This is a genomic window from Corynebacterium sp. 335C, from assembly GCF_053525695.1.
Window position 1 is genome coordinate 535121 of sequence record NZ_JASTTB010000001.1, and the last position, 24031, is coordinate 559151.

General features: G+C 73.8%; 15 protein-coding genes. 5 read left to right on the forward strand and 10 right to left on the reverse strand.

Annotation, left to right across the window (positions count from 1 at the left end; all coding sequences use genetic code 11):
* Positions 1 to 523 precede the first annotated feature (523 nt).
* From QQS41_RS02340 to QQS41_RS02370, 7 genes are all read right to left on the reverse strand, one after another.
* Positions 524 to 2476, reverse strand: coding sequence for an ABC transporter ATP-binding protein (locus QQS41_RS02340; protein WP_448851083.1), 1953 nt, complete (start codon positions 2474 to 2476; stop codon positions 524 to 526).
* Positions 2473 to 4098, reverse strand: coding sequence for an ABC transporter transmembrane domain-containing protein (locus QQS41_RS02345; protein WP_448851084.1), 1626 nt, complete (start codon positions 4096 to 4098; stop codon positions 2473 to 2475). The genes QQS41_RS02340 and QQS41_RS02345 overlap by 4 nt, the downstream gene beginning before the upstream one ends.
* Positions 4099 to 4436: 338 nt before the next feature.
* Positions 4437 to 6029, reverse strand: a complete 1593-nt coding sequence (gene serA, locus QQS41_RS02350; RefSeq protein ID WP_448851085.1) for a phosphoglycerate dehydrogenase — start codon at positions 6027 to 6029, stop codon at positions 4437 to 4439.
* A 213-nt stretch (positions 6030 to 6242) separates the two neighbouring features.
* Positions 6243 to 8081 carry a hypothetical protein gene (locus tag QQS41_RS02355; protein ID WP_448851086.1) on the reverse strand — a complete coding sequence of 613 codons (1839 nt, stop codon included), beginning with the start codon at positions 8079 to 8081 and terminating at the stop codon, positions 6243 to 6245.
* Between the two features lie 388 nt (positions 8082 to 8469).
* Entirely contained in the window at positions 8470 to 9483 is a 1014-nt protein-coding gene (ilvC, locus tag QQS41_RS02360) for a ketol-acid reductoisomerase (RefSeq protein ID WP_448851087.1), read from the reverse strand.
* 236 nt (positions 9484 to 9719) lie between these two features.
* A complete protein-coding gene (gene ilvN, locus QQS41_RS02365; protein ID WP_448851088.1) occupies positions 9720 to 10232 on the reverse strand; it encodes an acetolactate synthase small subunit in 513 nt (170 codons plus the stop codon).
* Between the two features lie 33 nt (positions 10233 to 10265).
* Positions 10266 to 12167, reverse strand: coding sequence for an acetolactate synthase large subunit (locus QQS41_RS02370; RefSeq protein WP_448851089.1), 1902 nt, complete (start codon positions 12165 to 12167; stop codon positions 10266 to 10268).
* A gap of 525 nt (positions 12168 to 12692) precedes the next feature.
* Here QQS41_RS02370 and QQS41_RS02375 point away from each other — a divergent pair.
* The 3 genes from QQS41_RS02375 to ilvD all read left to right on the forward strand — a co-directional run bounded on the left by QQS41_RS02375 (position 12693) and on the right by ilvD (position 17283).
* Positions 12693 to 14525, forward strand: coding sequence for a mechanosensitive ion channel family protein (locus QQS41_RS02375; protein WP_448851090.1), 1833 nt, complete (start codon positions 12693 to 12695; stop codon positions 14523 to 14525).
* Between the two features lie 98 nt (positions 14526 to 14623).
* Positions 14624 to 15184, forward strand: coding sequence for a PH domain-containing protein (locus QQS41_RS02380; protein WP_448851091.1), 561 nt, complete (start codon positions 14624 to 14626; stop codon positions 15182 to 15184).
* Between the two features lie 254 nt (positions 15185 to 15438).
* Positions 15439 to 17283: a dihydroxy-acid dehydratase gene (gene ilvD / locus QQS41_RS02385; protein WP_448851092.1), complete on the forward strand. Its 1845-nt coding sequence runs from the start codon at positions 15439 to 15441 to the stop codon at positions 17281 to 17283.
* Between the two features lie 387 nt (positions 17284 to 17670).
* Here ilvD and QQS41_RS02390 read toward each other — a convergent pair whose 3' ends face one another.
* Both QQS41_RS02390 and QQS41_RS02395 read right to left on the reverse strand, forming a co-directional pair.
* Positions 17671 to 18690, reverse strand: a complete 1020-nt coding sequence (locus QQS41_RS02390; protein WP_448851093.1) for a hypothetical protein — start codon at positions 18688 to 18690, stop codon at positions 17671 to 17673.
* 219 nt (positions 18691 to 18909) lie between these two features.
* A complete protein-coding gene (locus QQS41_RS02395; RefSeq protein ID WP_448851094.1) occupies positions 18910 to 20286 on the reverse strand; it encodes a DoxX family protein in 1377 nt (458 codons plus the stop codon).
* Between the two features lie 85 nt (positions 20287 to 20371).
* Here QQS41_RS02395 and QQS41_RS02400 point away from each other — a divergent pair, with 85 nt between their 5' ends.
* Entirely contained in the window at positions 20372 to 21433 is a 1062-nt protein-coding gene (locus QQS41_RS02400; protein WP_448851095.1) for a glucose dehydrogenase, read from the forward strand.
* A gap of 82 nt (positions 21434 to 21515) precedes the next feature.
* Positions 21516 to 22298, forward strand: coding sequence for a siderophore-interacting protein (locus tag QQS41_RS02405; RefSeq protein ID WP_448851096.1), 783 nt, complete (start codon positions 21516 to 21518; stop codon positions 22296 to 22298).
* A 206-nt stretch (positions 22299 to 22504) separates the two neighbouring features.
* On the opposite strand, the gene gatB is transcribed toward QQS41_RS02405, so the two are convergent.
* The gene (gene gatB / locus QQS41_RS02410) at positions 22505 to 24019 is read right to left on the reverse strand and encodes an Asp-tRNA(Asn)/Glu-tRNA(Gln) amidotransferase subunit GatB (RefSeq protein ID WP_448851097.1); all 1515 of its coding nucleotides are present in this window, start codon (positions 24017 to 24019) and stop codon (positions 22505 to 22507) included.
* Positions 24020 to 24031: the final 12 nt, after the last annotated feature.

A 24031-nucleotide genomic window follows, 5' to 3' on the forward strand; every position in this document is an offset into this window, starting at 1 on the left:
CGACGACCCTCCCGGGGTTAATGCCCTTTATCGGGCCCAACACCTCAGATCCGGCGGCAAAACCCCAGGGCCCGCCGTGCGTTGGGCCCGCTAAAGCGCCTTAACCCCAGCCGTGGACGGGCCGGGGCCGGGGCAGCAGCCTCCCGGTGACGCGGCGACGGCCGCCGCCGTACCTATCGCACTCTCCGGCCATGGCGTGGGGCCAGGCGGACACCCGTGCCGGAGACCCTGCACGCCGACCCCTCCCCCACACCGGGTTAATGCGGTTTAGCGGGATGAACGCGACAAAATCCGGCCCAAAACCCCAGGACGGAAATCGCGTTCATCCCGCTAAACCTCGTTAACCACCGAGGCTGGCCACGTGGGGACCGAAAGACACAGGAAAGAACCCGTCCCGCCGGAGCCCAACGACACGATGCCCGGGGTCCCCGCCGTGCCCGGGGCGCGCCGGAGCCCGACGGGCAGCTACGCCTCCGGGCAGCTACCCCGGCGTGCCCGGAGTGCGCCGGAGCCCGCCGGGCAGCTATCCCGCGACGCGGCCCTTCTCCCACGCCCGCCACAGCTCGGAGTACCGGCCGCCGGCCCGGACGAGCTCCTCGTGCGGCCCGCACTCGATGATGCGGCCGTCCTCCATGACGGCGACGCGGTCGGCGGCCGCCGCCTGGTCCAGCCGGTGGGCGACGATGAGCGCCGTCCGGCCCTCGATGACCTTCAGCGCCGCCTCGCCGAGCTCGCCGGCGCCGGCGGAACCGGCCTCGGCGGTCGCCTCGTCCAGGACGACGACCGGCGGGTCCGCGAGCAGCAGCCGCGCCAGCGCCACCTGCTGGGCGGCGACCGGGTCGAGGCGCATGCCGCCGTGGCCGACGAGAGTGTCCAGCCCGTCGGGCAGCCGGTCGACCCAGTCCGCGCCGACGGCGGCGAGCGCCGCGAGGATGGCGTCGTCGTCGACGGGGCAGCCGTCGGCACGCGAGGAGGCCTCGTCGACGGGGCGAGCACCGGAGCCCGAGGCGCCGTCACGCCCGCCACCGGAGCCGGGGGCGCCGCCGCGCGGGGTCCCGTCGTCAAGCGCTGCGCCGGAGGCCGCATCCTCCCCGCGCACGCCGAGGACGAGGTCCTCCCGCAGCGTGCCCTCGAAGACGTGGACCTCCTGCGTAACCAGGGCGACGATGCGGCCGCGGGCGGCCTCCGCGTCGGCGGTCATGTCGTGGCCGCAGACGCGGACCGTGCCGGCCGACGCCGGGCGCAGGCCCGCGACGATGGCCGCGAGCGTCGACTTGCCGGCACCGGAGGAGCCGACGAGCGCCATGGTCTCGCCCTCGGCGATGCGCAGGTCGACGTCGCGCACCGCCGGGCGCCCGCCGCCGTAGCTGAAGCCGACGCCGTCGAGCTCGACGCCCCTCCCCGGCTCGGGCGACGCCGTGCCGTGGGGCGCGGGCCGCTCGCGCAGCACGCCGACGATGCGGGTCAGCGACGTCGCGCCGGACTGGGCGACGTCGAGCACCATGACCATGCGCGTCAGCGGGCTGAACAGCCGCATGAACAGCAGCATCGCGGCGGTGGCCCCGCCGACGGTGACATGGCCCGCGCGGACGAGGTAGAAGCCCAGCACCAGCGTGACGGCGGTGCCGAGGAACTCCGCGACGTGCATGCGGGTCATCGTCATGTTGTGCGTGATGCGGGCGTCGACGGTGTGGCGGACGGTCTGCCAGCTCCACCGGGAGATGCCGCGGCGGCGCAGGTCCTCCAGGCGGAAGGCGCGGACGGCGGGGCGGCCGTGGATGGTCGACAGCATGACGCGGGCGCGTTCGGCCATCGCGGCGCGTTCGGCGGCGTAGACCGGCGGGGCGATGCGCAGGTAGGTGCGCACCGCGAGCCAGTGCACGGGCAGCACGACGAGGAACGCCAGCATGAAGCGCCAGTCGACGGTGCCGACGCCGGCGATGGACACCAGCACCGTGAACACCGCGCCGGCGGCGACGGGCAGCGTCTGGGTGACGGCCGTGGAGACCTGGGCGACGTCGTCGGTCGCGCGGGAGACGACGTCGCCGGCGCCGGCGCGTTCGACGCGCTGGACGGGCAGGCGCAGGACGGTGGAGACCATGTCCTCGCGCAGGTCGGCGATGGCGCGCTCGGCGAGGCCTGCGAGCAGGCGGAAGCCGAGGCCGGACAGCAGGCCGGCGCACGCGGCGGCCAGCGCCATCCGCCCCGCGAGCGCGGCGACGTCGCCGACGCCGCCGTCGGACAGGACGACGTCGACGATGCGGCCCATGAGCTTCGGCACCATGATGCCGGCCCACGCGGCGGCGACGAGCACGGCGAGCGCCGCGATGAGCCGGCCGCGGTTGTGGCGGGTCAGGTGGCCGAGGTGGGCCATCGTCTCGCGGAAGCCGGCGACCGGGAAGCGGTCGGCGGCGGCGTCGGCGGTTCGGGTGTCGCCCTCGAAGGTGGGGCGCAGGAGGCTGCGGAGGCGGCTCATCGGGCCACCTCCATCCGGGAGGCCCAGGCGGGGGCGTTGGTGAGCACGATCGTCGTGCGGCCCTCGCGGTGCCTGGCGACGCCGTCCGCCACCGCCTGCTCCGTCACGGAGTCCACCGCGGTCGTGGGGTCGGCGAGGACGAGGACGGGCGGGTCGGCGAGCAGGGCGCGGGCGAGCGCGATGCGCTGGCGCTGGCCGCCGGAGAGCAGGACGCCGGCGTCGCCGATGCGGGATTCGAGGCCGTCGGGCAGGACGCGGATGACGTCGGCGCAGCCGGCGGCGGCGAGCGCCGCGTCGAGGCGGGACGCGGGGGCGTCGGGGGCGGCGGCGAGGAGGTTCTCGCGGACCGTGCCGTCGAAGAGGTCGGCGGTGTGCGGGGCGACGACGAGGCGCTCGAGCACGGCGTCGACGTCGACGTCGTGGAGGTCGACGCCGGCGAGGGCGTAGCGGCCGGGCTCCGGGCGCTCGGAGATGGTGAGGGCGTCGCAGATGGCGGCGGTGCGGGCGGCGTCGCACGCGATGACGCGGTGGGCGCCGGCGGGCACGGCGATGCCGTCGACGAGGACGTCGTCGCCGGGCGGCGGGGCGGCGCCGTCGGCGTCGACGGCGTAGGGCTCGCGCAGGAGGGACAGGACGCGCTCGGCGGAGGCCTGGGAGGTCGCCCACAGGGAGGAGGCGTTCTTCCCCAGGCCGGTCATCGGGTCGATGATGAACTGGGCGAGGCCGATGACGGTGATGAGCTCGCCGATGGTGAGGTGCCCGGCGACCGCGGCGGCGCCGGCGCCGGCGGCGACGACGGTGACGAACACGCCGCCGAGGACCTCGACGGAGCCGATGAGGCGGGCCTCGGCGCCGATGGCGTCGACGGTGGCGTCGAGGGCCTCGCGGGAGCGGCGGCGGTAGCGGCCCGCGGCGTTGCGGCGGGCGCCGAGCCCGGCGAGGGTGCGGAAGCCGGAGACGAGGTCGGAGGCGGAGGCGGCGGCCGTCGCGGCGGCGGCCTGGCGGCGCCCGACGCGGCGGCGCAGCGGCGCCCCGGCCTTCATCGATCCCCACGTCAGCAGCGCGCCGCCGACGAGGACGGTCAGTCCGACCGGAACGGAGACCAGGAGCAGCAGCACGGAGGCGAACAGCAGCGCGGCGACGTCGGCGATGGGCCGCAGGCCCATGTTGACGGCGCGGGCGCACTGCTGGGCGTCGGTCGTCGACACGGACAGCATCGCGCCCGGCGGGCGGGAGTCGTCGGCGAAGCCGCGGCGGTCGATGATCCGGTCGGTCAGCTGCATGCGCAGCGTGTGCTCGACGCCGGAGGCGGCGATGACGCCGATGCGCCCGCCGAAGCGCGCGACGAGGTCGAGCGCGAGGAACAGCAGCGCCAGGATGCCGATCCACGTCCACAGCGCCGTGGAGTTGCCGGTGGCGACGGCCTCGTCGACGGTGCGGCCGGCGACGACGGGCACGAGCGCCTCGGTGACCTGGTGGCCGATCATGAGGAACATCGCCGGGATGGTCAGCTTCGGCCGCGAGAACATGACGCGGACCTGGTACCGCGCCGCGCTCGTCAGCGCGTCGAAGCGCGGGGGCGACATGTCCGGTGGGCTCGCCGGGGCCTGGATCAGCGGCATGCGCGCTCCTCGCTGTCGGGTGTGGGGTGCCCCGGGATCGTACCCGGTTGCGCACGTTGGGAAACCGCCGCCGTCCGCTCCCTTTTCGCCGCCGCGGTGCGTGACGACGGCGTCCGTCCCGGCGCCCGTCCCCCGGCGCGCCGATCCCCCGACCGCCGCGGTGCGTGACGACGGCGTCCGTCCCGGCGCCCGTCCCCCGGCGCGCGGCGGCCCCGGGCATGGCGAAGGGGCCGCGCCCCGGTCACGGAAACCGGGGCGCGGCCCCTCATGCCCGCGCGTGCGGCGTCGTCACGCGAAAACCGCGTGGACTGCGCCTGCGCCGCGGGCGACGCGTGCCGCTAGTTCAGCCGCAGCTGCAGGATGCGGTCGGCGTCGACGGAGTCGGCGATGGACTCCACCAGGTCCTCCGGCACCTCCGCGTCGACGCGGAGGATGAGGATGGCCTTGTCGTCGGACTCCTGCGACAGGGCGGCGGCCTCGATGTTGATGCCGCGCTCGCCCAGGGCGCCGCCGATGCGGCCGAGGGCGCCCGGCTGGTCCGCGTAGGACAGGAACAGGTTGCGGCCCTCGGAGCGCATGTCGACGCCGCGGCCGTTGATGCGCACGATCTTCTCGACGCGCTCCAGGCCGGTCAGCGCGCCCACGACGGTGGACTTCGCACCGTCGGCGGCGATGACGGAAACCTCGACGACGGAGCGGTGGGTGACCGACTCCGGGTGCGTGGACACGGTGATGTCGATGCCGCGCTCCTCCGCGATGCGCGGGGCGTTGACGAAGGTCACCGGCTCCTCGACCATCGTGGAGAACAGGCCGCGGGCGGCGGACAGGCCGAGGATCTCGACGTCCTCGGTGGACAGCTCGCCGCGGGCGACGACCTCGACGGCGGCGGGGGCGCCGTCCAGCAGGCCGCCGGCGACCAGGCCGAGCTCGCGGGCGAGCTCCAGCCACAGGGCGACCTCCTCGCCGACGGCGCCGCCGGCGACGTTGACGGCGTCCGGCACGAACTCGCCGGCCAGGGCCAGCAGCACGGAAGCTGCGACGTCGGTGCCGGCGCGGTCCTGGGCCTCGACGGTGGAGGCGCCCAGGTGCGGGGTCACGACGACCTCCGGCAGCTCGAACAGCGGGGAGTCGGTGCAGGGCTCGGACGCGTAGACGTCGAAGCCGGCGCCGCGGATGCGGCCGGCCTTGATGGCCTCCGCCAGGGCCGCCTCATCGACCAGGCCGCCGCGGGCGGCGTTGATGATGATCTGGCCCTCCTTGGCCTTGCCCAGGAGCTCCGCGTCGAACATGCCCGCGGTCTCCTTGGTCTTCGGCAGGTGGATGGTGACGAAGTCGGAGCGGCCCATGAGGGTCTCCAGGTCCACCAGCTCGACGCCCATCTGGGCCGCGCGGGCCGGGTTCGCGTACGGGTCGTAGGCGATGATGGTGGTCTCGAACGCGGCGAGGCGCTGCGCGAAGAGCTGGCCGATGTGGCCGAAGCCGACGATGCCGATGGTCTTGCCGAAGATCTCCACGCCCTTGAAGGAGGAGCGCTTCCACTCGGCGTCGCGCAGGGTGGCGTCGGCGGCCGGGATCTGGCGGGCGGTCGACAGCAGCAGCGCGATGGCGTGCTCGCAGGCGGAGTGGATGTTGGAGGTCGGGGCGTTGGCGACCATGACGCCGCGCTTGGTGGCGGTGTCGATGTCGACGTTGTCCAGGCCGACGCCGGCGCGGCCGACGATCTTCAGGTTCGGGGCGGCCTCGAGGACCTCGGCGTCCACGGTGGTCGCCGAGCGGACCAGGAGGGCGTCGGCCTCCGGAACGGCGGCGAGGAGCTCGGCGCGGTTGGGGCCGTCGACCCAGCGCACCTCCACGGAATCTCCGAGCGCGTCCACGGTGGACTGCGCGAGCTTGTCGGCGATGAGGACGACCGGTCGAGCGTTCTGAGTCACGAACATCTCCTGAAAAGTGTTATGCGTCCACGTCCCGCGGGCACGACCGCGTCCGCGGGGGTGGCCGTGCGCCGGCTCGATGGCGCACGGTCCACTCAATATAACCGTTGAGTACCCGGAACACGGCGGCGGCCGCCACCCGGTGGGGGTGGCGGCCGCCTCGGTCACATCGCGCGTGACGACGTGATCCGCGTTACGCGCAGTCCATCGTCGTTACTGGTAGGTCACCAGCCACGGGGTCGGGTCGACGTTCATGGTCTGCTCGGGGGTGAACATCGGCTTGTCCTCGTCGTAGAAGTTCTTCCACGCGAGGAAGATCTCCGGCTGCAGGTCCTGCTTCATGACGTTCCAGGTCTCCAGCTTCTCGCCGGCGGTGCCGTGGCCGTCGGCGTGCAGCACGTAGGACAGCTCCGGGTGGGAGGTGTCGATGTCCTGGCGGTCCGGCAGCATGTCCAGGCGGAACTGGTGCAGCAGGAACATCTTCTGCGGCAGGTTGTTCTCGCGGGTCAGCTCGGCCAGCCAGTCGGCGACGCGGTTGACCTCATCCGCGTTGACGGAGCCGATCTGCTGCATCGGCACCTGGTCGCCGTGGAGCTTCCACTCGGAGTCGAGCGCGAGGCCGACGTTCGGCAGCTTCAGCAGCTCCTCGTAGAACTTGGCCTGCTCGAGGAAGTCCTCGCGGCCCGGCTGGAGGTCGATGATGGCGTAGCCGCCGGCCTCCGTGATGGCGTCGATGTAGGGGCGCAGGTCGGCCGGCGGCACCTTCAGGGTGTACAGGCCGTCCGGGCCGGCGTCGGCCTGGGCGACGGAGCTGATGACCTCGAACGCCGGGACGACCGGCTCCTCCACCAGCGGGTCGTACTGGCCGACGAGATCCTTGACGTGGGCGACTGCCTCCTCCGGCGTCTCCTCGCCCATGACGCCCAGCTGCGGGGCGCCCGGGTGGCCGTAGGTGGCGACCATGCGGCGGCCCGGGAAGACCATGAGGCCGCCGCCGGCGAGGTTGAGCTCCTGCACGTCCTCGTTCGCCGCGATCTCGGTGGTCTGCTTCATCTTCTCGGAGTCGCCGAACGCCGGGCCGAGGCCGATCGGGGTGCGACCCTCGCGGACCGCGCCGACGGAGGCGGAGTTGGCGCGCGGGTCCGGGGCGGGCAGCCACATGACCTCGTGGCCGCCGGCGCGGGCCGTGGCGACGAGCGCCGGCGGGGTGCCCGGGGCGGAGAACACGACGACGCCGTCGTCGCCGGCGCCGGACTGCTTCGGCAGCTCCAGGTCGGCCGGGGCGTACTCCACGTCGTTCGCGGCCTTCGCGGCCGGCGGCACCGTGATCGCCTCGGGGTCCATGTCGGACAGCATGCGGGCCGGGTCGGTGGACAGGGCCTGCTCGGTCACCTCGACGCCGAGCAGGTCGCCCAGCGCGCCGGCCTCCGCCGGGGCCTCGTACACCTTGGCGCCCTCTGCGGGGGTGAACTCCGGGTCGCCGACGGTCAGGACGGTGGTGGCACCGAGGCGCTTCAGCTCCTCCTCGACCTCCGCGGCCGGGACGCCCGCGGTCTCGCCGAGGCCGACGGCCTTCAGGCTCGCCGCCTGCGTCGCGGCGTCCGGGTCCTGCATCGTCCACAGCAGGGTGTCGCCCTCCGGGAAGGAGTACTCCGTGCCGTCGGGGCGGACGAAGACGTTGCGGGCCGGGTCGTGCACCGCGTCGTCCGGGATGCCGTCGCCGTCCTCGTCCGGGAAGGCGGACTGGCCCTCCGGGAACGCGACGGTGAGCACCGGGGCGCCGGCGGCGATGCCGATCGCGGCGGCGCGGGCCTCGTTGGCCATGCCGGCCTCGGCGACGACCGCGACCTGCGCGGACTGCAGGAAGCCCTCCGTGCCCTCGGCCTCGTTCGCCGCGACGATCGGATCGGAGGGGGCGTCCGCCCGCTCGATGCCCTCGTCGGACTCGCCGTTGGAGCAGGCCACCAGCAGGCCGGCGGTCAGCGTCATCGCGCCGCCCGCGGCGGCTGCGCGGACCAGACGGCCATGACGGCGGTGGACAGTGGAACTCATGGGGCGCCTTCCCGGCGACGGATCGCCTGGTCGTCGGATACCTACTTGGCCGACCCTAACGGATGGGGGCCGCACCCCGTTCACCGCCCGAACGGGCGCGTGGCCCGGGGGCACCCGCCCGCGTCCGCCCCCGCGGCCCTCCCCCGACCCCGCGGCGCACCGCCGCCGCTCCCCCGGACGTCCCGCCGCCGCGCTCCCCCGCGCCGCGCCGACGCGCCCGTCCCGGATCCGCCCGCGCCGTCGTCCGCCGCCCGGATCGGAAGCGCCCCACCGGAAGACGGCGACGGGCCCCGCCGCCGCACCGGGGAGGGTGCGGGGCGGGGCCCGTCGTCACGCGACTCGCGGACACCCGCGTCATGCGGGCGCCGCACGCGGCGCGGGGTACGCGCTACGCGGTGGCGTCGAGCGGGTTCTTGACCCAGCTCATCAGGTCGCGCAGCTTCGCGCCGGTGACCTCGATCTGGTGCTCGTTGTACTCCTTGCGCAGGCCCTCGAGCTCCTTGTTGCCGCCCTCGACGTTGGCGACCAGGCGCTTGGTGAAGGTGCCGTCCTGGATGTCGGACAGGATGTCCTTCATGCGCTTCTTGGTGTCGGCGTCGATGACGCGCGGGCCGGACAGGTAGCCGCCGAACTCCGCCGTGTCGGACACGGAGTAGTTCATGTTGGCGATGCCGCCCTCGAACATCAGGTCCACGATGAGCTTCAGCTCGTGCAGGCACTCGAAGTACGCCATCTCCGGCTCGTAGCCCGCCTCGACGAGGACCTCGAAGCCGACCTTCACCAGCTCCTCGGTGCCGCCGCACAGCACAGCCTGCTCGCCGAACAGGTCGGTGACGGTCTCCGCCTCGAAGGTGGTCGGGATGACGCCGGCGCGGGCGCCGCCGATGGCCGCCGCGTAGGACAGGCACAGGTCCTTGCCCTCGCCCTTAGGGTCCTGATCCACGGCGATGAGGCAGGGCACGCCCTTGCCGTCGACGAACTGGCGGCGGACCAGGTGGCCCGGGCCCTTCGGCGCGACCATGCCGACGGTGACGTTCTCGGCCGGCTTGATCAGGTCGAAGTGGATGTTCAGGCCATGGCCGAACAGCAGGACGTCGCCGTCCTTCAGGTTCGGGGCGATGTCCTCCTCGTAGACCTTGGCCTGGGTGGTGTCCGGCACCAGGACCATGATGACGTCGGCCCACGCGGCGGCGTCGGCGTTGGACTTGACCTCGAAGCCCGCCTCCTGCGCCTTCGCGGCGGACTTGGAGCCCTCGCGCAGGCCGATGACGACCTCGACGCCCGAGTCGCGCAGGTTCTGGGAGTGGGCGTGGCCCTGGGAGCCGTAGCCCAGCACCGCGACCTTGCGGCCCTGGATGATCGACAGGTCGGCGTCGGCGTCGTACAGCAGTTCAATAGCCATGGTGTGGTGAAACCTTTCGGGGATTCGTTTCGTGGTGTGGTTCGTGCGGTGCGGCCAGTGTAGCGGCCGTCACGTACGGGTCCGGCGCGGCCCGCCGCGGAGTCCGGGGGCTCCCCCCGGGCGCCGGGGCGGGGCGCCGGGCCGGGCCGGCGGAACCGGCCGGGCCGACGGGGCCGCGCGGTCCGGGCGCCGCCCCGGCGGGGGCGGGCTCCGGCGGGCGCGGCCTGCGGCGGGCCCTACTGGCCGGCGCGACCCGCCAGCATCGGCTTCGGGCCGCGGGCGACCGCGACGACGCCCGACTGGACGCGCTCGCGGATGCCGAACGGCTCGAGGACCTCGAGCAGGGCGCGGAGCTTCGACGGCACGCCGGTGGCCTCGATGACCACGGACTCCGGCGCCACGTCGACGACGCGGGCGCGGAACAGCTCGGCGGCCGCGACGACCTGCGGGCGGTTGGAGTTGTCGGCGCTGACCTTGACCATCAGCAGGGCGCGGGAGACCAGCTGATCGTCCGGCTGGCGTACGACCTTGAGCACCGGCACCAGCTTGTTCAGCTGCTTGGTGATCTGCTCGATGGGCAGGTCCTCGACCTCGACGACGAGGGTGATGCGGTTGACGCCCTCGGTCTCGGTCTGGCCCGAGGTGATCGACTGGATGTTGAACCCGCGGCGGGTGAACATGCCGGCGATGCGGACCAGGATGCCCGGCTCGTCGAGGGTCAGGACGGAAAGGGTGTGCACTTCGGCCATGGTGGTGCCTCCTGTTTCTCTCGGCGGACCGGGTCAGCGGCCCTGGACGGTCGGGTGGTCGGAGCCGGGCTCGACCGCGGCGTCGGGCTCCGCGGTGACCTCGTGGATGTCGGCTGGCTCCTCGCCGGCGGACAGCTCCTCGTCGAACAGGGGGCGCAGGCCGCGCGCCGACTCGATCTCGTCGTTCGACTTGCCGGCGGCGATCATCGGCCACACCTGGGCGTCCTCGCCGACGATGAAGTCGATGACGACGGGGCGGTCGTTGATGCGGCGGGCCTCCTCGATGGCGGGGACGACCTCCTCCTTCTTCGTCACGCGGATGGCGTGGCAGCCGAGGCCCTCCGACAGGCGGAGGAAGTCGGGGATGTAGTCGTCCTTCGGGCGCAGCTGGGTGTTGGAGTACCGCCCCTCGTAGAACAGGGTCTGCCACTGGCGGACCATGCCGAGGTTGCCGTTGTTGATGAGCGCGACCTTGATGGGGAAGCCCTCGACGGCGCAGGTGGTCAGCTCCTGGTTGGTCATCTGGAAGCAGCCGTCGCCGTCGATGGCCCAGACCTCCTTCTCGGGGGCCGCGGCCTTGGCGCCCATGGCCGCCGGGACGGAGTAGCCCATGGTGCCGAGGCCGCCGGAGTTCAGCCAGGTGCGCGGGTTGTCGTACTGGATGAACTGGGCCGCCCACATCTGGTGCTGGCCGACGCCGGCGACGTAGATGGCCTCGGGGCCGACCATGTCGGACAGCGTCTTCAGCACGAACTGCGGGGCGAGGGAGCCGTCCTCCGGCTCCTCCCAGCCCAGCGGGAACTCCTCGCGCAGCGCGTCGAGCTCCGCGAACCACGCCTTCGTGTCGGGGGCCTTCAGGCCCAGGTCGCGGTAGGCGTCGGCGAAGGCCAGCAGCACCTCGCGGGCGTCGCCGACGATCGGGACGTCGGCCTCGCGGATCTTGCCGATCTCCGCGGGGTCGATGTCGGCGTGGATGACCTTGGCGTCCGGGGCGAACGTGTCGACGCGGCCGGTGACGCGGTCGTCGAAGCGGGCGCCGATGGTGACCAGCAGGTCGGACTTCTGCAGGGCGGCGACGGCGGAGACCTTGCCGTGCATGCCCGGCATGCCCATGTGCAGGCGGTGGGAGTCCGGGAAGGCGCCGCGGGCCATGAGGGTGGTGACCACGGGGACGCCGGTCTGCTCGGCGAACGCGATGAGCTCGCGGTCGGCGTCGGCCTTGATGACGCCGCCGCCGACGTAGAGCACCGGGCGCTTGGCCTGCGCGATGAGGCGGACGGCCTCCTCGATCTGGCGGGAGTGCGGCGCGGTGACCGGGCGGTAGCCGGGCAGGTCGATCTTCGGCGGCCAGGTGAAGTCCATCTCGGCGTTCTGGATGTCCTTCGGCACGTCGACGAGGACGGCGCCCGGGCGGCCGGTGGAGGCGAGGTGGAAGGCGGCGGCGATGGTGGCCGGGATGTCCTCGACCTCGGTGACCATGAAGTTGTGCTTGGTCACCGGGAGGGTGACGCCGCGGATGTCGGCCTCCTGGAAGGCGTCGGTGCCCAGCAGGGGCTTGCCGACCTGGCCGGTGATGGCGACCAGCGGGACGGAGTCCATGTTGGCGTCGGCGATGGGGGTGACCAGGTTGGTGGCGCCGGGGCCGGAGGTGGCGATGCAGACGCCGACCTTGCCGGAGACCTGCGCGTAGCCGGTGGCCGCGTGGCCGGCGCCCTGCTCGTGGCGGACGAGGACGTGGCGGATCTTCTCCGAGTCGTACAGCGGGTCGTACAGCGGCAGGATGGCGCCGCCGGGGATGCCGAACACCGTCTCGGCGCCGAGCTCCTCGAGCGTGCGGACGATCGCCTTGGCGCCGGAGATGCGCTCCGGGGCGCCGCGGCGCGACTGCGCGGCCACGGTCGCGGGCGATGGGCTGGGGTTGGGGGCGGCGGTCACGTCGTTCTCGCTCCTCGGTCGGGTGGGTTCTGTGGTTCTGTGACGTCCCGATGGAAAGGCCCCCAGTGGCAGCGGTGCGCTGCCGTCCGGGGGCCCAACGGATACGACGAATCGGAGTCGTCGCCGGTCAGGCGGCGGCGGCTACGAGAAGTCGGATCTGCGTCATGCACATCACCATAACGTCCACCAGATGGACGGTCAATCTCACAGGTTGGAATCACCCCTCCCGCGGGGTGGGACGCGCCACATGCCGCGTGACGACGGGATCCCCGTCACGGCGCACCCCTCCCCCGTGGCGCGCGCCACCCCCGTCCGCGCGGCGGCGCGCGCGGGCCCGGCCGGCTCCCCGCCGCCGCGCGGGACGCGGGCCGCCCCTCGGCCCGGCGCCCGGCCCCGCCGCGGGAGGTCGCCGTCGTCACGCGACGCCCCCACCACCGGCGACCGTAACTGAGGTCACGTCAACTAATCGTGGATGTTCAGAGCATGTTCAACGCGCTCTCAGACGGCGGGCCTAACGTGGCGGGCATGGAATTTGCCTCATACATGCTCACCCGGGCGTGGACGTGGATAGCGGACAAGGGTCTGGCCATCGCCGCGCTCGTCATCCTCGCGGTGCTGCTGCCGCGCGTGCGGCGGTTCGTCATCGCGACGTTCACCCGGAACCTCGCCGAAGGGGAGAAGGAGGAGAACAAGGGCCGCCGCGCCCTGGTCGGCGCGATCGTCTACACGGTCGAGGTCGTCCTCTACTTCGTCATCGCCTTCGCGCTGCTGGGCAAGCTGGGGATCTCCCTGGGCGCCGCGGTGGTGCCCGCGACCGTCGTGTCCGCCGCCATCGGCTTCGGCGCGCAGTCGGTCATCGGCGACATCATCGGCGGCATCTTCATCATCATCGAGAAGCAGTACGGCATCGGCGACTGGGTGGAGTTCCACTCCCCCAGCGGCACGGTGCAGGGCGACGTCGTGAACCTGACGCTGCGCGCGACCACCATCCGCACGCTGAACGGCGAGGCGGTCATCGTGCCGAACGCCGAGGCCCGCATGTGCGTGAACTACTCCTCGAAGTGGTCCCGCGCCGTCGTCGAGGCGCCGGTGCCGATCGTCCACGGCTCCAGCGTCGCGGAGATCCAGGACCGCACCATGCGCGCCGCCCAGGAGGCCATCGACGCCCCGGGCATCCGCGAGCACATCCTGTCGGAGCTGTCGATGCAGCCGGCGACCGCGCTGAACGCCCCGACGACCATCGGCATGCCGTGGACGGTGACGATGCGCCTCATCGTCGACTGCGACCCCGGCGACCAGTGGCTCATCGAGCGCAAGATCCTCTCCACCATCATCGACACATTCTGGGAGGAGTACGGCGAGTCCATCCCGGAGTCGCTGGCGGAGGACGCCGCCGAGGCGGGCATCGCCTCCCCGGGCTCGCCGGAGCTGACGGACGCCGCGGACGCGTCGCGTGACGACGCCTCCGCCGGGCGCGGGTCCGCGGCCGCGGGTGCGGCCGCCGCCGGCGCAGCGGGTGCCGCCGCGGGTGCGGCGGGTGCCGCCGGCGCCACCGCCGTGCGCGGATTCGCCGAGCGCGGCGACCGCGACGACGCCCCGACCGAGGTCCTCGACGCCGAGACCATCGAGATGGCGGAGGCCGAGCGCCGCCGCTCCGACCTGCCGTCGGCGGGCGCGGCCATCGATCTGCGCGACCGCGAGGAGGAGGACCTGCGCCGCGCCGCCGCCGAGCGCGGCGAGGATCCGGACGAGGTGACCGACGACTCCGAGTCGACGGCCACCCGCCGCCAGAAGGCGCGCCGGGTGCTGTCGGCCGGCGGGCGCGCCCGCCCGTCGACCGTCATCCTCATCGTCCTCCTCCTGGTCCTCGGCGCCGTGAACCTGGCGACGTACGAGCCGGGCGAGGACTCCGACGGCGTCGCCGGCTGGCTGGCGCCGTCCCGCCTGCTGAGCGACGACGAGCCCGCCGGGGAGGAGCCGGCCGACGGCGCCGGCCAGGACCCCGCGGGCGCCACGGACGGAACCGGCTCCGGCGAGAACACCCGCGAGGGCGCCACGACCGGCGAGCGCGGGGGCACGGGCTCCGGCGAGGGCACGGACTCCGGCTCGGGCGCCGACTCCGGCACGAGCTCCGGCTCCGGCTCCGGTTCGGGTTCCGGAACCGGCGCCGGCACCGGCGAGTCCGGCGGCACGGGCTCCGGCGAGTCCGGCTCCGGGTCCGGTACCGGCGAGTCGGGCGGCTCGGGCTCCGGCGAGTCGGGCGGCGCCGGCACCGGCGGCTCCGGCTCCGGCACCGGCGAATCGGGAGGCTCCGGCTCCGGCGGCTCCGGCGATTCGGGCGCCTCGGGCGCGAACTGACCCGGCGCTCCTCCCCCATGACGCGGGCCACCGGCCCCGTGCGACGTGCACGGGGCCGGTGGCCCGCCGCCGTCGGGGGTGCCGCTACGATGACCCCCATGAGCTCAGAGAAGAAGGTCCGAGGCGAGGCCGACATCGCGACGACCCGTTTCCGCCCCCAGAAGACGCACTACTTCGGGGTGGCGTTCCTGGTTCTCCTGGTGTTCATCGCGCTGGGCTACGACCTGCTCTGGTTCTCGTGGACCGTGCTGCTGCCGATCGCGTACGCCGTGTGGATCCACCGGGTCCGCACGGAGGTCGGCCCGCGCGGCATCTCCGCCGTCTACCTCCTGCGCGGCACGCGCACCGCGTCGTGGGACGAGTTCCGCGGCGTCCTGTTCACCAAGCAGGGCCGCGCGTGGGCCGTGAAGAGGGACGAGTCGAAGTTCGCCCTGCCGGCCATCTCCTTCAACACGATGCCGGCGCTGTCGGAGGCCTCCGGCGGCCGCATCCCGGATCCGCTGACCCCGGCGCTGGCCGCCATCGACGACATGGTGGAGGTCTACGACAAGGACGGCCACTCGGTGCTCCGCCCCCGCTCGGAGGCCCCGCAGGCCCCGGTCGACGGCGAGCACCCGGTCACCGAGGACGCCGGCCGCGAAGAGCGCCGCGACGCCTGACTCCGGACTGCGCCCCGGCAGCCACGGGAACCCCCGGCCGCCGCGCCGGAGCCCTCCGCGCGGAGCGGCACCCGTCGTCACGCATCACCTGACGGACATGCCAGCCCACTATGTGGGATCGGTTGTCCATTATCCGGGACGGCTGGTTATCATGGCATGAACGACGGGAACCGGCCGCGCCCGCGCCCCGTCCCCGCGCCCACCCGCACACCGCACACCCGCACATCGCACGACAACCAAGGAAGGGCAGCCGCATGATCCCCCTCCGCTCCAAGGTCACGACCGCCGGCCGCAACGCCGCGGGAGCCCGCTCCCTGTGGCGGGCCACCGGTATGACCGAGCGCGACTTCGGCAAGCCGATCGTCGCCATCGCGAACTCCTACACCCAGTTCGTCCCCGGCCACGTCCACCTCAAGAACGTCGGCGACATCGTCGCCGAGGCGGTGCGCGAGGCCGGCGGCGTCCCCCGCGAGTTCAACACCATCGCCGTCGACGACGGAATCGCCATGGGCCACGACGGCATGCTCTACTCGCTGCCGTCGCGCGAGATCATCGCCGACTCCGTCGAGTACATGGTCAACGCCCACACCGCCGACGCGCTGGTGTGCATCTCCAACTGCGACAAGATCACCCCGGGCATGCTCAACGCCGCGATGCGCCTGAACATCCCGGTGGTCTTCGTCTCCGGCGGCCCGATGGAGTCCGGCAAGTCCGTCGTCGTCGACGGCGTCGTCAAGCCCGGCTCCGACCTCATCTCCGCCATCTCCGCGTCCGCCAACGACGGCGTCGACGACGAGCAGCTGAAGACCATCGAGGAGTCGGCCTGCCCGACGTGCGGCTCCTGCTCCGGCATGTTCACCGCCAACTCGATGAACTGCCTGACGGAGGCCCTCGGCCTGTCCCTGCCGGGCAACGGCTCCACCCTGGCGACCCAGAAGGCGCGCAAGGGCCTGTTCACGCGCGCCGGACACCTCATCGTCGACATCGCGAAGCGCTACTACCACGAGGGCGACGAGACGGTCCTGCCTCGCAACATCGCCAACCGCGACGCCTTCATCAACGCCATGACCCTCGACGTGGCCATGGGCGGCTCCACCAACACGGTGCTGCACATCCTGGCCGCCGCGCAGGAGGGCGAGATCGATTTCGACCTCGCCGACATCGACGCCATCTCCCGCCGCGTCCCCTGCCTGTCGAAGGTCGCGCCGAACTCCGACTACTACATGGAGCACGTCCACCGCGCCGGCGGCATCCCCGCCATCCTCGGCGAGCTGCGCCGCGGCGGCCTGCTGAACCTCAAGGTCCACTCCGTCCACTCCGACTCCATCGAGGACCACCTGGACGACTGGGACATCCGCGGCGGCTCCGCCATCCCGGAGGCGATCGAGCTGTTCCACGCCGCCCCGGGCGGGGTGCGCACCACGGAGCCGTTCTCCACGGACAACCGCTGGGAGTCCCTCGACACCGACGCCGTCGCCGGCTGCATCCGCGACATCGAGCACGCCTTCACCCGCGAGGGCGGCCTGTGCGTGCTGCGCGGCAACATCGCCGAGGACGGCGCGATCCTGAAGACCGCCGGCATCCAGGAGGACCAGTTCCACTTCGAGGGCGTCGCCCGCGTCGTGGAGTCCCAGGAGGAGGCCGTCAGCGCCATCCTCACCCGCACGCTGCAGCCGGGCGAGGTGCTGTTCGTGCTGTACGAGGGCCCCTCCGGCGGCCCCGGCATGCAGGAGATGCTGCACCCGACCGCGTTCATCAAGGGCGCCGGCCTGGGCAAGGTCTGCGCGCTGGTCACCGACGGCCGCTTCTCCGGCGGCTCCTCGGGCCTGTCCATCGGCCACGTCTCCCCGGAGGCCGCCGCCGGCGGCGCGATCGGCCTGGTGCGCGACGGCGACCCGGTCTACATCGACGTCGCGGAGCGCCGCCTGGAGATCCAGGTCGACGACGCCGAGCTGGCCCGCCGCCGCGAGGAGGAGATGAAGCGCGACAAGCCCTTCACCCCGCGCAAGGAGCGCCCGCGCAAGGTGTCGAAGGCCCTGCGCGCCTACGCGAAGATGGCGTCCTCCGCCGACCGCGGCGCCGTCCGCATCGTCGACTAGGCCGCGCTTCCCCCTCCGCGCGCCCGCCGCGCCCGCATCCCGCCGTCCCCTCCCCGGGGGCCGGCGGGATGCGGCGTTTCGGGGTGCGCGCGGGGTCGCCGTCGCCGCGCAGCACGCGGTGGTTCGTGCGGTGCGTGCGGTGCTTTGCGACGGTCCCCGTGCGGCCTCCTGCCTTCCGGCGCGCCTTCGCGACGCGGGGTGTGCGGCGGGGCACCGACGCCGACGGTCCCGCCTGCCGCGCGGGAGGCGCGGGGCGGGGCCGTGGGGTTCGCGGGCCGGGCGTGCGGCGGGGCCGGGTGCGGTCGGCCGGAGCGGCTGCGGGTGCGGCTGCGGCTGAAGCTGCTGCGCGGGTGCCGCGGCTGCTGCGGCTGCTGCGACGGCGGCGGACTAGGACGGCATACCGGGGATGAGGTCGCGGACGTCCTCGGGCAGCGCGGGCGCGGAGCCCTGGTCCGGCAGCGGCAGGCCCGGGACCTCCGGCAGGGCGTCGGAGCCGGGCAGCTCCGGCAGGGCGTCGGAGCCCGGCAGGCCCGGGACGCCGGGGACGCCCGGCAGCTCCGGCAGCGGCAGGTCCGGCACCGGCGGGGAGAACGGATCCGGCAGGTCCGGCACCGGGTTCGCGGGGTTCTCGCCGCCCGGGAAGGCGCCGAGGACGTCGTCGGTCAGCGCCTGCGCGGTGCCGTAGGTGGAGGCGCCGATGACGTAGCCGTCGCCGATGGTCGCCGTGGCGTGGGCGCTCGTGCGGTCGTCGGACCAGCCGAACTTCGTGCCCTGCGCACCCGGCAGGCGGGACGTGCCGTAGTCCTGGGCGTAGCCGTCGGCGGCCACCGGGGCCGTCGCCTTCATCGCGCGGACGACGGGACCGGCGGGGTCGCGCTCCAGCAGGACGCGCAGGAACGTCGCCATGTCGTGCGCGGAGGTGCGCGACGAGCCCCAGGCGCGGGCCGCGACGGTGTCGCCGAGCCCGTAGTCGCGGGCGGTGTCGGCGATGGACGTCGGGTACTTGCGGTACAGCTGCGTCGCGATGCCGTCGTGGCTGACGCGGATCATCTGCTCCGCGGCCGGGATGTCGGCGGCGTCGCCGTGCTCGACGATGTACTGGGCCATGTACAGCTTCGCGATGGACAGGCCCGGCATCTGCTCGTGCGGGTTCGCCGTCGTGAACGTCTCGCCGGACACGAGGTTCACGGCGACGATCTCGGTGCGCGCCGGGGCGTCCAGCTGCCCCGCGCCGTTCAGCTTCGGGGCCGGCAGCGACGACGCGCGGGCGCCGATGGCGTCCAGCGGGTTCGCGGCGGCCTCCTGCGGGGGCAGGATGACCGGGGCCAGCACCGCGGCCAGGGCGGCGGCGACGACGGCGAGGCCCGCGCGCTTGGCGTAGCCGGCGCGGCGCTTCCTGTGCTTCATCGGGGTCTCCCTCCGGCGGGGGTCCCGGGGGTCCCCAATGTTGACATAACGTCCGATACCTTAGCGTGACCTTCGCGGAACGCAAAGGCCCCCGGCCCGCGCGTCCCCGGAGGTCGGGGCGCGGGACGGGGGCGGGGCGTCCGGTCGCCGGGCGCCGTGCGCGGCGGCGCGGGGCCCGCGGACGCGGGCGTGCCGGGCCGGGCCCGGTCGGCCGGCCGGCTACCCGACCGTGCCGACGAACGGCAGGGTGCCGGTGACGAACCACCAGGCGGCGACGGCCGCGGCGATGGCCAGGATGCAGAAGATCCAGGAGCTCGCCAGCGGGCGGCGCGACCAGCGGCGCGAGAAGTCCAGGCCGTAGCGGCCCGGGCCGGTGAACTGCAGGGCCAGCGCGCTGGCGGTCAGCAGCAGCTGGACCTGCACGGCCGCGGAGCCCTCGCCGAGGATGTTCCAGCCGGCGCCGGAGCCGGTGGCCACCTCGAACATGGTGAGGAAGGCCGACAGCGCCAGCGCGATGCCCGCGCCCAGCGGCGTCGCCAGGCCCAGCACCAGGAGGCCGCCGGCGATGACCTGCAGCGTCGGCACGGCCACCGACAGGATGGACGCGTAGCCGTAGCCGGCGGACGCGAACTCCTGCTGCAGGCCGGTGAGGCCCGCGGAGCCGCCGAAGCCGAAGAACGTCGACAGGCCGTGGAGGAGCAGCAGGCCGCCGACGCCGAGGCGCAGCAGCAGGAGTCCGAAGTCGAGGGTGCCGCGGCGCGGGTCGTGCGCCGGGTCCTCGTCGTGCTCGTCCTCCGGGTAGTCGTCGCCGTAGGCGGCGGGCTGCCCCGCGACGCCGGCGGGGGCGCCCATGACGGTGGTCTCGCCCGGGGCGTCGTCGGCGTAGCGCGCCGGCTCCGGGTCGGCGGCCAGGGCCCCGCCCGCGGCGGCGCCTCCGGCCACGGCCGCTCCCCCGGCGCCGCCGGCGACGGCCGCCGGGGCGACGGTCGTCTCGGCGTCCGGGTCGACGGCCGGCTCGTCGCGGCCTGCGAAGTCCGCGTCGGCGGCGGCGTAGGAGCCGGTCTTCGGCAGCGGCTCGATGCGCTTCGGCGCGGCGCGCCCGGTCAGGGCGTAGAGGTCGAGGTGCTCGGTCGCCGCGTCCTCCTCCGCGGCCGGGACGGAGGCGGCGCCGGCCGTGCCCGCGGCCGCCGGGGCGCCGCCGGCCGCGGCGGTCTCGTCCGCGCCGCCCGCCGCCGCGCGGTCCCCGTCGAGGGAACCGCCCACGACCGGCACGACGCCCGTCGTGGCCGCGTCGGCGGAATCGGCGTCGCGGGGCACGTCGTCACGCGCGACGGCGGCATCCGCCTCGTCGGCGGCATCGGCTGCGTCCGCGCCGTCGAGGTCCTCGCGGCGCAGCGGCGTCGCGGAGCCCGCGGTGGCCGGCGCGGCGGCCTCGTCGAGCTGCATGTCGAGATCGTCGACGTCGTCGACCATCTCCCCGGGTCGGGTCGGAGGCGCCGACGTCGTCGACGACGCGTCGACCGGGCGGTCGCCCGGGACCCCGTCGGCGCCGGGCAGGTCCGTCGTGCGGTCGGTGGTCTTGTCGTTGTCGCTCACGGGACCCAGCCTAAGCGCGACCGGGCGCGGGCGGGGGACGCCATGCCGGGGCCGGGCGCCGCGGACCTGCCCTATCCTGGGCCGCGTGACCCGCTCCCCCGCCCGCCGCGCCGCGGCCGCCGCCTGCGCCGCGCTGCTGGCGTGCGCCTCCGGCTGCCTCGCCGATGACCCGGCGCTGCGCGGCCCCTTCGCGGAGGCGCCGGAGGGCGCGATGCCGGAGCCCGCGCCGATGCCGAAGGCGGAGTCGCCGGGGCTGCCCGGCTCCGGCCCGTCGTCGCGGCCGCGGGAGGCGGACGACGCCGATCCGTGCGCCGTCGACGAGGTGACGCTCGCCGCCTGCCTGCCGGAGGTCACGGCGCTGGCCGCCGTGCGCCCGGGCGAGGGCGCGGCCGCCACCGCCGACGGCGCCCTGTGGCGCATCCGCCCCGGCGCCCCGCCGGAGCGCGTCGCCGAGGGTGGGGCGCGGGTGCGCCAGCTGCTGGCGATGCCCGATTCCGCGGAGACCGGCCAGGTCATGGTCCTGCGTGACGACGCCTCCGTCGCGCGGCTCACCCTCCTGCCCGGCGGCGGCGCCGACCTGGCGGAGCGGGAGCCGGAGCCGGGCGCCGTCGCCATGCACGTCGGCCGCGACGGCGAGCCGGCGTTCCTGCTGGCCGGCGACGAGGGCATCGAGGTCGTCGGCGTGTGCGCCGTCCCGCCGGACGCGCCGCCGCTCATGACCGTCTACCTCGACGGGCGCCCGACGCTGGTGCAGTGGAACGGCGCGCTGGTGGAGCCGCTGGGCGGCGTCGACGTCGACGACACCATCGGCGGCTGCGCCTTCGACGGATCCCGCGTCGTCGTCGCGGTGCCCGGCGCCCAGCGCGTCGTCGCCCTGCCGGTGGCGCTGCAGTCCCTCGACGAGTCGGCGCCGCTGCCCGGCGACCCGGGAGGGCCGCAGGTCTGGTCCGTCGAAGGCGGCCCCGACGTGCTGGTGGAGGGCGCGTTCGGCCACATCCGCGAAATCGCCGTGGTGCCGTCGGCCGGCGGCGCGGAGATCTGGGGCGGCACCGCCAACCGGGCGCTGGCCGAGGGCGGCGGCGGGGCGTCGGACGACCGCGTCGTCAGGCTGCCGGCCGACGGCGGGCGCGGCGGATCCCCGGACTGATCCACGTGCGCGGACGGCCGCCGCTCCTATCCCCGTAAAAAACGCATCCGCGGAACACCATTTCAGGGTTAGGATCTCCTTCATGGCCCGTCAGATTCACCAGAGCATCTTCACCGTCCTGTCGTCGGAGGAGGTCGGCCCGCACATGCTGCGGCTGCGCTTCTCCGTCGACTCCTTCGAGCCGTTCGCCGCGTCCGGCAACACGGACGCCTACGTCAAGCTCTGCTTCGACGACGACGGCACCCCGCACGTCCCGGAGGGCGCCCCGGGCGAGGGCCCGCGCCCCGTTCTGCGCACCTACACCGTCCACTCCATCGACGCGGAGGCGAAGGAGGTGTCCGTCGACTTCGTCGTCCACGGCGACGAGGGCTTCGCCGCCCCCTGGGCCGCCCGCGCCCAGGCCGGCGACCGCATCGGCGTCTACGGCCCCGGCGGCAAGTACTCCCCCGACGAGACCGCGGACTGGCACCTCTTCGTCGGCGACGACACCGCCCTGCCCGCCATCACCTCCGCGATCCGGGCGCTCGGCGAGTACGACCCGGTCGAGGTCGTCATCGAGTCCCTCGACCCCGAGCGCGACCTGCCCGTCGAGTGCCACCACTGCGTCCACTGGCTCCCGCAGGGCGAGGTCCCGGGCGAGGCCCTCGTGGACTACGTCCAGAACACGCTGCCGTGGCGCGACGGCCGCGTCGACGTCTTCGCCCACGGCGAGGCCCACGCGATGATGAAGCGACTGCGCCCGTGGTTCATCAAGGAGCGCGGCGTCGACCGGAAGACGATGTCGCTGTCCGGCTACTGGCGCGTCGGCCGGGCCGAGGAGGCCTTCCGCCAGTGGAAGCAGGAGAACAAGCCCGAGGACGACTAGTCCGGCGGCTTGACGCCGCGCCCGTCGCGCGGATGACGCGCCCGCGGCCACGGTGATGGCCGCCGTCGGCGTCGTCGGGCATCGGCGCGGCACCCGCGAACGACGACGCCCGCCGACCCGGGGAACCGGGTCGGCGGGCGTCGTCACGCGATGCCGCGGCGACCGGGCGCGCACCCTGCGCGCACGCGGCGACCGCGGCGACGCGGCTACATCTTGGCGACGAGCTCCGCGATGAGCTTGTTCACCTGGCCCGGGTCGGCCTTGCCGCGCGTGGCCTTCATGACCTGGCCGACGATGGCGCCGGCGGCCTTCGTCTTGCCGTCCTTGATCTTCGCGACGATGTCCGGGTTGGCGTCCAGCGCCTCCTGCACCGCGGCGGTGACGGCGCCGTCGTCGCGCACGACCTCCAGGCCGCGGGCCTTGACGACCTCGTCGACGTCGCCCTCGCCGGCCAGCACGCCGTCGACGGCCTGGCGGGCGAGCTTGTTGGTCAGCTTGCCCTCGTTGATGAGCTCCACGACGCGGGCGACCTGCGCCGGGGTGATGTCCAGCTGCTCCAGCTCGACCTCGCGCTCGTTGGCCTTCTGCGCCAGGTAGGCGACCCACCAGGAGCGCGCCTCGGCCGGCTTCGCGCCCGCCTCGACGGTCTCGACGATGAGGTCGAGCGCGCCGGCGTTGACGAGGTCGCGCATCTCCTCGTCCTTCAGTCCCCACTCCTCCTGGATGCGGGCGCGGCGGACCCACGGCAGCTCCGGCAGCGTGGCGCGGATCTCCTCGACCCACTCCCTCGGCGCAAGCACCGGCGGCAGGTCGGGGTCGTTGAAGTAGCGGTAGTCCTCCGCCGTCTCCTTGATGCGGCCGGCGGAGGTGGAGCCGTCGGCCTCCTGGTAGTGACGGGTCTCCTGGCGGATGGAGCCGCCGGCGGTGAGCACCGCGGCCTGGCGCTGCATCTCGTAGCGCACGGCCTGCTCGACGGACTTCAGGGAGTTGATGTTCTTCGTCTCCGTGCGGGTGCCGAACTCCTCCTGGCCCACCGGGCGCAGCGACACGTTGGAGTCGACGCGCATGGAGCCCTGGTCCATCCGGGCGTCGGACACGCCCAGGGACTTGACCAGGTCGCGCAGCGCGGAGACGTAGGCGCGGGCGACCTCGGGGGCGCGCTCGCCGGCGCCGATGATCGGCTTGGTCACGATCTCGATGAGCGGGATGCCCGCGCGGTTGCAGTCGACCAGGGAGCGGGTGGCGCCGTGGATGCGGCCCGTCGCGCCGCCGAGGTGGGTGAGCTTGCCGGTGTCCTCCTCCATGTGGGCGCGCTCGATCTCGACGCGCCACTCGGTGCCGTCGTCGAGGACGACGTCGAGGTGGCCGTCGTAGGCGATCGGCTCGTCGTACTGGGAGATCTGGTAGTTCTTCGGCTGGTCCGGGTAGAAGTAGTTCTTCCGCGCGAAGCGGGACGACTCGGCGATCTCGCAGTTGAGCGCGAGGCCGATCTTGATGGCCCACTCGACGCCCTTGCGGTTGACGACGGGCAGCGCGCCCGGCAGGCCCAGGCTGCAGGGATCGACGTTGCTGTTCGGCTCGGCGCCGAAGTTCGCGGACGAGGCGGAGAACATCTTCGTGTTCGTGGCCAGCTCCACGTGCACCTCCATGCCCATCACGGGATCGAAGCGCTGGAGGACCTCGTCGTAGTCCATCAGATCATCTGCGTAAGCGGCGGTCATGGCGGACATCCT

What these genes read in the sequence shown, in the direction of transcription:
- QQS41_RS02390 (WP_448851093.1), bottom strand. Translation starts at nt 18,690, where the DNA reads ATGAAGCACAGGAAGCGCCGCGCCGGCTACGCCAAGCGCGCGGGCCTC.
- ilvC (WP_448851087.1), bottom strand. Translation starts at nt 9,483, where the DNA reads ATGGCTATTGAACTGCTGTACGACGCCGACGCCGACCTGTCGATCATC.
- QQS41_RS02355 (WP_448851086.1), bottom strand. Translation starts at nt 8,081, where the DNA reads ATGAGTTCCACTGTCCACCGCCGTCATGGCCGTCTGGTCCGCGCAGCC.
- QQS41_RS02345 (WP_448851084.1), bottom strand. Translation starts at nt 4,098, where the DNA reads ATGCCGCTGATCCAGGCCCCGGCGAGCCCACCGGACATGTCGCCCCCG.
- ilvD (WP_448851092.1), top strand. Translation starts at nt 15,439, where the DNA reads ATGATCCCCCTCCGCTCCAAGGTCACGACCGCCGGCCGCAACGCCGCG.
- QQS41_RS02380 (WP_448851091.1), top strand. Translation starts at nt 14,624, where the DNA reads ATGAGCTCAGAGAAGAAGGTCCGAGGCGAGGCCGACATCGCGACGACC.
- QQS41_RS02340 (WP_448851083.1), bottom strand. Translation starts at nt 2,476, where the DNA reads ATGAGCCGCCTCCGCAGCCTCCTGCGCCCCACCTTCGAGGGCGACACC.
- ilvN (WP_448851088.1), bottom strand. Translation starts at nt 10,232, where the DNA reads ATGGCCGAAGTGCACACCCTTTCCGTCCTGACCCTCGACGAGCCGGGC.
- QQS41_RS02405 (WP_448851096.1), top strand. Translation starts at nt 21,516, where the DNA reads ATGGCCCGTCAGATTCACCAGAGCATCTTCACCGTCCTGTCGTCGGAG.
- QQS41_RS02375 (WP_448851090.1), top strand. Translation starts at nt 12,693, where the DNA reads ATGGAATTTGCCTCATACATGCTCACCCGGGCGTGGACGTGGATAGCG.
- gatB (WP_448851097.1), bottom strand. Translation starts at nt 24,019, where the DNA reads ATGACCGCCGCTTACGCAGATGATCTGATGGACTACGACGAGGTCCTC.